The 8,369-nt window shown below is 62.9% G+C and carries 7 protein-coding genes and 1 tRNA gene; 7 read left to right on the top strand and 1 reads right to left on the bottom strand.

Annotated elements, in window-relative coordinates:
• Positions 1 to 549 (top strand): HdeD family acid-resistance protein (locus AAC023_RS12255; protein WP_339741487.1); only part of this gene is annotated, 549 nt, incomplete at its 5' end.
• Positions 550 to 1,290: 741 nt separating this feature from the next.
• On the opposite strand, the gene phaC is transcribed toward AAC023_RS12255, so the two are convergent.
• Positions 1,291 to 3,321 (bottom strand): class I poly(R)-hydroxyalkanoic acid synthase, encoded by a 2,031-nt coding sequence (phaC, locus tag AAC023_RS12260; RefSeq protein WP_339741488.1) that lies wholly within the window; start codon positions 3,319 to 3,321, stop codon positions 1,291 to 1,293.
• An 83-nt stretch (positions 3,322 to 3,404) separates the two neighbouring features.
• Here phaC and AAC023_RS12265 point away from each other — a divergent pair, with 83 nt between their 5' ends.
• The 6 genes from AAC023_RS12265 to AAC023_RS12290 all read left to right on the top strand — a co-directional run bounded on the left by AAC023_RS12265 (position 3,405) and on the right by AAC023_RS12290 (position 8,257).
• Positions 3,405 to 3,743, top strand: coding sequence for a hypothetical protein (locus AAC023_RS12265; protein ID WP_339741489.1), 339 nt, complete (start codon positions 3,405 to 3,407; stop codon positions 3,741 to 3,743).
• A 67-nt stretch (positions 3,744 to 3,810) separates the two neighbouring features.
• Complete coding sequence (glpX, locus tag AAC023_RS12270) at positions 3,811 to 4,767, top strand: class II fructose-bisphosphatase (protein ID WP_339741490.1); 957 nt, start codon at positions 3,811 to 3,813, stop codon at positions 4,765 to 4,767.
• A gap of 24 nt (positions 4,768 to 4,791) precedes the next feature.
• Complete coding sequence (gene recJ, locus AAC023_RS12275; RefSeq protein WP_339741491.1) at positions 4,792 to 6,606, top strand: single-stranded-DNA-specific exonuclease RecJ; 1,815 nt, start codon at positions 4,792 to 4,794, stop codon at positions 6,604 to 6,606.
• 66 nt (positions 6,607 to 6,672) lie between these two features.
• Positions 6,673 to 6,747, top strand: a tRNA-Glu gene (locus tag AAC023_RS12280).
• A 135-nt stretch (positions 6,748 to 6,882) separates the two neighbouring features.
• A complete protein-coding gene (locus tag AAC023_RS12285) occupies positions 6,883 to 7,407 on the top strand; it encodes a 6-carboxytetrahydropterin synthase (protein WP_339741492.1) in 525 nt (174 codons plus the stop codon).
• A 325-nt stretch (positions 7,408 to 7,732) separates the two neighbouring features.
• Positions 7,733 to 8,257: a cold shock domain-containing protein gene (locus AAC023_RS12290; RefSeq protein WP_339741493.1), complete on the top strand. Its 525-nt coding sequence runs from the start codon at positions 7,733 to 7,735 to the stop codon at positions 8,255 to 8,257.
• Positions 8,258 to 8,369: the final 112 nt, after the last annotated feature.

Consider the following 8,369-nt stretch of genomic DNA (forward strand, 5'->3'; position numbering starts at 1 on the left):
GTCCGCGTGTTCGATCTCAACCGGCAGTGGGGCTGGTTTGCCGGGCTCGGCGGCGTGTTTCTTCTGTTTGGCCTGATCGCTTTCGGCAATCTGGTCGCGGCGACCATTGCCTCGGTCTATGTGTTCGGGCTCTTGATCGGCATCGCCGGTATCGCTTTTCTGGCGCACGCTTTCCAGGTGCGCGGCTGGCAGAATGTGATGTTCTGGGCGCTGAGCGGCGGCCTCTATACGCTCGCCGGCCTGCTCGCCTTCATCAATCCGACCCTGGCGTCGACGGTGATAACGCTGTTGATGGCGGTTTCCTTCATCGCAGCCGGAGCGTTTCGCATCTGGTTCGGCCTGCAGCTGCGCCCAGGGCCGGGCTGGCAGCTGATCGCGCTGAGCGGCGCCGTCACCGGCCTGATCGGCCTGATCATCGCCTTCAGCTGGCCCGCCAGCGGGCTATGGCTGCTCGGCCTGATCCTGGCCGTCGATCTGACGGTTCAGGGCGTGATGCTGGTCCTGTTCGGGTTGGGGCTGCGGTCAGCGCTGGAAGCGTTTGGCGACTGAGACAGAGCAGCCAAGCCATTCCCGGCAATTGCGTCACCCCGACGAGACTCGGGAGCTCGACATCAAAGAGCTCTACGGCAAAAGAAAGCCGCTGACAGGCACCCATTCCCGCAAGCCAAGCGCCTATAAAACCGATTGAATTTCCAAGCTCACCCCCGGCCCGCGCCGGGCAGAGCCAGCCCTGGAAACCTTGCCAAGCAGGGCCCCGGGCCGGATGCCGGCATGGTTTTCAGGGGGTGGCCCCGCGATGGCCGGTTGGCGCCCGGGGCATCGAAATCGAAGGCTTCCGCCGGGAAACGGCTGCCGGGTACCAAATATTTCAGAGCAAACTTATTCTCGCCAAGCCCCGCCAGGCTATGATCGATGAGTTTTCGCGCTCTTTGACATTGTCGGCCCCACCCCAATTTCTCGCCCGCCGAGCCCGGCAGCGCGTCCTGGCGAGTGCTTTTCGCGTGACAGTCAGTGACAGGTGACAGGCTGACTGCCACGGAAAAACAATTGGCAACCCTCTGTCCTGCAAGGCCATTCCGGGCGCTTGTGACAGGATGGCAGGATGGCAGAAAGCGGTTTTCCGTGACACGGATTTCGCGTTCTATATCGATCTGGCAGCGCTTGCCTGCCGCGATCACGCGGTCAGATGCGGGGCCTGATGCCCGGCCATGTCCAGCTTGGCAGACTTGCGTGCGTCCCCGGTTGAACGCGCCGCATTGCGATCTGGCGAATGAGATGATCCTGAGTGGCTCAGGATGAGGAGCTTGGCGCTTTGGTTCGTGGCTTCGCGGGCTTTTTGCTTGCCGCCCCTGGCTTGGCCGCCGTTTTCGGCTTCGAGCTGGACCGTGGCTTCGCAGCAGTCTTTGGCTTCGCCGCCGTCGCCGGTTTCGGCTCGGGCTTGGCCGCAGGCGCCTGCGCCTTCACCCCATCCTTCGCATCGCTCCTGACCAGTACATTCTCGCCGGGCGCATCGCGGATTACCGTGAGCTTGCCGCTACCCGGCTGCCGGGCTGCGACATCCTTGCCGGAGCGCTCGTACAGCCAGTCACGCCAGTCGAGCCACCAGGAACCGGGCGTTTCCGTGGCGCCATCGATCCATTCCTCGACCGTGCCGGGCAGCGCGTCATTGGTCCAATACTGGTATTTGTGGGCGTCGGGGTGATTGATCACGCCGGCGATATGGCCCGATCCCGCCATCATGTAGCGCACCGGTCCGCCAAACAGTTTCGCGCCGCGATAAACCGAGGGGTAGGGCGCGATATGGTCGTCGCGTGAGGCCTGCATATAGACCGGTGTCCTGATGTCGCCGAGCGTCAGCTTGACGCCGTCGAAATCGAGCTCGCCCTTGGCCAGCTTGTTGTCGCGATACATGTTCTTGAGATACCAGAGGTGCAGCGCCTTGGGCATGCGGGTCTGGTCGGCATTCCAGAACAGGAGATCGAAGGCCTGCGGCTGGCGGCCGAGCAGGTAATTATTGACGACGAAGGACCAGACGAGGTCATTCGACCGCAGGAGGTTGAACGTGTCCGCCATGGTGCGGCCATCGAGCACGCCGCCCTGGGCATCCATCAGGCGCTCGATTTCGGCAATCCATTCATCATCGACGAAGAGGAGGAGCTCGCCAGCCAGTTCGAAATCGGTTTGGGCCGCGAAGAAGGTTGCCGAGGCGATGCGCTCCGGCGTTCCGTTTGCCTCCAGCCAGGCCAGGGTCGCGGCGAGCAATGTGCCGCCGACGCAATAGCCCACCGTATTGACCGAGGTCTCGCCGGTGGCGTCCTCGATCGCATCGATCGCGGCCAGCAGGCCCTGGTGCATATAGTCCTCGAAGGTCTTGTCCTTCAATTTCGTACCGGGATTGACCCAGGAGATCAGGAAAACCGTGAAGCCCTGTTTCGTCAGCCAGCGGATCATTGAATTCTTCTCGCGCAGGTCGAGAATGTAGAATTTATTGATCCAGGGCGGCGCAATCAGCAGCGGCCGGGCCTTCACGGTTTCGGTGGTCGGCGCATACTGGATCAGTTCGATAATCTCGTTCTGGAAAACAACTTTTCCGGGCGTCGTCGCCAGATCAATGCCGACACGGAAACCGTCCATATCCGTCTGACGCAGGGCGAGACGGCCACCGCCGCCGGCCTCGAGATCTTCGACCAGGTTCTCCAGTCCTTGCGTCAGATTGGCGCCATGCGTGCGCATGGTCTCGCGCAGCACGTCCGGATTCGTCAGGGCGAAATTGGTGGGTGAGAGCGCGTCAGTCATCTGTTTGGTGAGGAATTCGACCTTGCGCTTGGTGCGCTCGTCAACGCCCTCGACGCCGTGCACCAGCCCCATCATGAAATTCTGGTTCATCAGATAGGATTGCTTGATCGCGTCGAAGACCGGATTCTGCGACCAGTCCTCGCTGCGCCAGCGCTTGTCGCCGGGATCGGGTTTGATCGTCGGTTCCACGGGGCCGTCGAAGACGCGCCGGGTCGTATTGGTCCACAGGTCGAGATAGCCCTTGGCGAGTTCCGCCTGGGCTTTCATCATCAGGTCGGGCTGGGTGGCAATGTGCTGCCAGACTTCCTTGAACTCGGGTGCCGAATGGAAGGGATCGGCCTGCGGCATCACCGCTTCGCCCTCGAGCGCCTTTTGCATGACGTTCGACATCAGTTTCTGGGAGTGCAGCGAAGCCTGCATCAGATTGCGCGAAACCGTGTCCAGCGCCTCGAGCTCGGCCGCTGTCAGATTCGCCCAGGGATGGTTGGGATCGCTCTTGTCATTGCTGCCGGACCCGTTGGTCATGCCGATTCCTTGTGTTCGAGTGGTGACTCAGGAGATGATGAGCGTATAGAAAGCCATACACGCGTCCAGCGTCAGGAGATAGCATGACTTCGCCCCTTCGCTCGGCGGTTTTACCGGTTGTGACAGTGTGCCTCGTCCTTGGCGGCTGTACGGCCTTCGAACCCCTGGCCGATCAGAGCACGACCCCGGCCTGGATGCGCGAGCGGCTGGTCGATGATGTCGAGGGCCGCAAGGCACCGCCCGCCGTTCCTGCCAATAATCTGACAGCCGCGGATGCGGCCGAGCTTGACCGGGATGCTGCCGAAGTGATGCGCCGCCGAGCCCGGCAGGCCGCCGAAATCGCGGCGATCGAGGCCGAGGACCGGCGCGCGGCCGAAGATTTTGTCGCCGAAGGCCGGACGCGAACCGCGCCGCCTCAGTGATCCGCATTTATCCTTTGTCGAAGAATCAGGCGCCGGGACGAGCCGGTGCCCCACGGGAGAAGTCAGCATGAGTGATACGCGCGCCCTGAGCAATCTGGCACTGATGGCGGTCAATGCCGCGGAATCGGCGGCGATTGCCTCTTCGGCCTGGATCGGCCGCGGCGAAAAGGAATCGGCTGACCAGGCGGCTGTCGATGCGCTGCGTACCGGGCTCAACGCGATGCCGATGCGTGGCCGTATCGTGATCGGTGAGGGTGAGCGCGACGAAGCTCCCATGCTGTTCATCGGCGAGGAAGTCGGAACCGGCTCCGGGCCGGAGATTGATATTGCCCTCGATCCGCTGGAAGGCACGACGCTGACCGCCTGGGGCATGAATAATGCGCTGGTGGTGGTCTCCTTCAGCCCGCGCGGCGGTCTGCTCAATGCGCCGGACACCTATATGGACAAGATCGCGATCGGGCCTGGCCTGCCGGCCGGCGTGATTGATCTCGATGCCTCGCCCCAGGACAATGTCGTCAACCTGGCCCGCGCCAAGGGTGTCTCGCCGTCGGAAATCACGGTCTGTGTCCTCGAGCGGGAGCGGCACCAATATATTATCGATGGCGTCAAATCCGTTGGCGGCCGGGTGCGGCTGATCAGCGATGGCGATGTTGCCGGTATTATGGGCGCGGCGGGGCTGGGGACCGGTGTTGATATGTATATCGGGCGCGGCGGCGCTCCGGAGGGTGTGCTGGCCGCTTCAGCGCTGCGCTGTATTGGCGGCCAGATGCAGGCGCGGCTCTTTTTCCGCACTGATGATGAGCGCGAACGGGCGCGCCGGATCGGTGTGACCGATCTGGACCGCAAATATGAGCTCGATGAACTGGCGTCCGGTCAGTGCCTTTTCGTGGCAGCTGGCGTGACACAGGGTGATCTGGTCGATGCGGTGCGCCGCGCCGACGGCATGGTCCACACCCATACGCTGGTGCTCGATTCGGCCGACCATTCCGTGCGCCGCGTCCGCAGCGCCCGGCCGGAGGCCTGATCGGGCGGGAGGCGCGCGCACGGTATGAACCCGGACTCTGACCCTCATGAGAACTTGCCGGCCGCCTATCTCGGCGTTGAGCGTTCGCTAACCGGGCGGCGCTGGATTGCGCGACCGGTCAATGATGCCGATATCGCGGTCATCGCGCGCCAGCAGCAGATCTCTGACAGTCTGGCGCGCGTATTGTCCGGTCGCGGGGTCGAACCCGGCGCGGCAGCAGAATTTCTGCGTCCGCGCCTGAAGGACAGCTTCCCTGATCCGTCCGACTTCCAGGACATGGACCGCGCCGCCAGCCTCGTCTGGGATGCGCTCGACGCCGGCCGGTCACTCGCCGTGTTTGCCGATTATGATGTCGATGGCGCGACCTCCTCGGCCCAGCTTCGCCGCTGGCTGCGTGCGGTCGGTCATGAGGCCATGCTCTATGTCCCCGATCGCGTCGCGGAAGGTTACGGGCCCAGCGCGGCGGCTTTCGATATCCTGCACGGGCAGGGCGCCGAGCTGGTGATCACGCTCGATTGTGGCGCGACCTCCCACGCCCCGCTCGAGCATGCGCGAGAGATCGGTCTCGAGGTGATTGTGATTGATCACCACCTGATGGACGGGGATTTGCCGCCAACGGCAGCCCTGGTCAATCCGAACCGGCCCGATGACACATCCGGCTGCGGACATCTCGCGGCTGCGGGCGTGAGCTTCGTGTTTCTCGTCGCGCTGAACCGGGAAGGGCGCCGGCGCGGCCGGTTTGACGACGCGCCTGAACCGGATCTGATGCAATGGCTCGACCTGGCGGCGCTGGGTACGATTTGCGACGTGGTCGCGCTGAGCGGGATTAATCGCGCCCTCACGGCCCAGGGGCTCAAGGCGATGGGCAGCTGGCATAATCCGGGCCTGAGACAGCTTGCCCTAGTGTCCGGTATCAAGGACGACACGGCCACCACCTATCATGCCGGCTTTCTGCTGGGGCCGCGAATCAATGCCGGCGGCCGAGTCGGGCGGTCCGATCTCGGCGCGCGGCTGCTCGCCACGGATGATGAAGATGAAGCCGCAGGGATTGCGGCCGAGCTGGACGCGCTGAATACGGAACGCCGTGCCATCGAGGCCGAAGTGATGGAAGAGGCGCTGGCCCAGATCGAACGCCAGGGCCAGGACCGTGCCATTCTCGTCGCCTCCGGCGAGGGCTGGCATGCCGGCGTGATTGGCGTCGTCGCCGGACGCGTCAAGGAACGCTATGGCAAGCCTGTGATCATTATCGGACTCGATACCGGCGTCTCGCCCGTCCTCGGCAAGGGGTCGGGGCGCTCGGTTGCTGGCGTCAATCTCGGCGGCGCCATCTCGGCGGCGCGGCAGGCCGGCCTGCTGATCTCCGGCGGCGGCCACGCCATGGCCGGCGGCCTGACGGTCGATGCTGAACGCATTCACGAGCTGGTGGCGTTTCTGGACGAGCGGCTGGCACCGGAGCTGGCAGCAGCAACCGACGCGATGGCCTTGCGGCTGGACGGGTTGTTGACGGCGCCCGGTGTCTCGCCGGAACTCGCCGGCAGCTTCCAGGCCGCAGCTCCGTTCGGACAGGGCAATTCGGAGCCGCGATTCGCGCTCGCCGACCTGCGGGTGAGCTTTGCCCAGCGCGTCGGCAAGGATCATGTCCGATTCACTTTGACCGATGGTGGCGGCGCGACCCTGCAGGGCATCTCTTTTCGCACTGCGGACGGGCCGGTCGGCGAGGCCCTGCTGGCGGCTGACGAGCGCCGCTGGCATGTTGCAGGGCGTGTTAAACTTGATCAATGGAACGGTCGAAACCGGGCCCAATTCCAGCTCGAGGACATGGCAACAGCAATTCGCTGAAGTTTTTTCACATCAACGTCTTGCCACACGCCCCGGGCTTACGTATTAGACGGCCCTCATCGCGTTGGGCCCTTCGTCTATCGGTTAGGACGCTAGGTTTTCAACCTGGAAAGAGGGGTTCAACTCCCCTAGGGCCTACCACGCGATCCTCCACCCGATTATGTGTGTGATATCACCCCTTGCGGGGACCGGGTCGGCCGGGGCCCGCACCGGGCTGTCGGAACCGGCATAGCGAAAACCGGCTCTAATCGAGCCGTCAGGCAGGGAGAGCGGGGCATGGCCCATCTTTCAACCAAGACCTATGGCAATGACCGCGGACTGTCCTGCTGCTCGCGGCAATGGGCCGCCGACAGCGATTGCCACCTTCTGCATGGCTATTCCTTCGGTTTTCACTTTGTGTTCGCTGCCGAACAACTCGATGCGCGCGGCTGGGTGCTCGATTTCGGGCGCGGCGGATTCGGTCTGATTCGTGACTGGCTGCACGAAATGTTCGATCACACCCTGCTGGTGGCCCGCGATGATCCGGAACGTCCGGCGCTCGAAGCGCTCGGCACGCGCGGCATCGCCCGCGTCCGCGTCGTTGAGGGGACAAGTTGCGAACGCATGGCAGAGCTCACCTTCCAGCGCGCTGACGCGATCGTACGTGAGGCGACCCAGGGGCGTTGCTGGGTCGAATCAGTCGAGTGTTCCGAGCATGGCGCCAATAGCGCAATCTATCGCAGCCAGCCGGCCATAGAGCGCCTCGCGGAGGCTGACCGTTTGCGGATTGCGATCGAGACGGGTGCCGGTACTCCAGATTGAGTCGGCCCTGGGTGCACGCTGTCGGTCAAATCGGGTGGATTGGCCGGTGAGACGGGGGATGAATCCCGGCGAATCACCCAATTTTCCACAACGCCTACTCGCCTGACAGGCGAAAAGCAGTTGGCGGCCTTGTCACATAAAAGACCCATTTGGTTGCGGGTTGCGCGTCCAACAGACACTAAATGTTGTGGGTTTTCTTATGCCATCGGGTGGCAATGGCAAGATATTGCGGATCGTTTACGCAACCAATTGTTCGATTAAACTTCTCTTGATGAATGAATTTGTGTAAAAACGTTCATGTAGGGTTGTTGAAGCGAGTGATGTGATGGTTCTAGCGCACGACGTTTTTGAGGATACGGAAGTCGTCCGGCTTGAGGGACGTATTAAATGGTATGATCCGGCGCGGGGTTATGGCTTCATTGATGCCACCGACGGTTCCGGAGACATCCTGATCCATGCCAGTTGCCTGCGCCGATATGGCCAGGGGGCGGCGCTCCCTGATGCGATGGTGGTCTGCCATGCGGTCAAGGGTGAGAAAGGCCGCCAGGCGGTCGAAATTCTTGAAATGACGGGTGGTGATGATGAGGCCGAGGCGCGTCCCCGGCGTTTTCACCCTCATGCCGTCGTCAATACGCCTTTCCATGAAGCGGTCGTCAAATGGTTCGATGCCCTTCGCGGCTATGGTTTCGTGACCTGCGAAGCTGTCGATGGCGATATTTTCCTGCACGCGGCGACCTTGCGCCGGGCCGGGCTTGAAGATGTCCAACCCGGTGAAATGCTGCACATCCGCTGCGTTGAGGGGCCGAAGGGGGCCTTGGCGGCCGAAATCCGGGCTTCTGCTGCCAGCTAGAGCGGTGATATCCCTCTGTCACCCACGGCGCGGCGCGATTGCGCCGCGGCTCTGGCTTGGCTAGCCTGACACCATGAAACACCTGATCCTGATCTTCGCCCTGATCTTCGCC

It is taken from the genome of uncultured Maricaulis sp. (genome assembly GCF_963976135.1).
Classification (GTDB): Bacteria; Pseudomonadota; Alphaproteobacteria; order Caulobacterales; family Maricaulaceae; genus Maricaulis.

What these genes read in the sequence shown, in the direction of transcription:
- phaC (WP_339741488.1), bottom strand. Translation starts at nt 3,321, where the DNA reads ATGACCAACGGGTCCGGCAGCAATGACAAGAGCGATCCCAACCATCCC.
- AAC023_RS12265 (WP_339741489.1), top strand. Translation starts at nt 3,405, where the DNA reads ATGACTTCGCCCCTTCGCTCGGCGGTTTTACCGGTTGTGACAGTGTGC.
- glpX (WP_339741490.1), top strand. Translation starts at nt 3,811, where the DNA reads ATGAGTGATACGCGCGCCCTGAGCAATCTGGCACTGATGGCGGTCAAT.
- recJ (WP_339741491.1), top strand. Translation starts at nt 4,792, where the DNA reads ATGAACCCGGACTCTGACCCTCATGAGAACTTGCCGGCCGCCTATCTC.
- AAC023_RS12285 (WP_339741492.1), top strand. Translation starts at nt 6,883, where the DNA reads ATGGCCCATCTTTCAACCAAGACCTATGGCAATGACCGCGGACTGTCC.
- AAC023_RS12290 (WP_339741493.1), top strand. Translation starts at nt 7,733, where the DNA reads ATGGTTCTAGCGCACGACGTTTTTGAGGATACGGAAGTCGTCCGGCTT.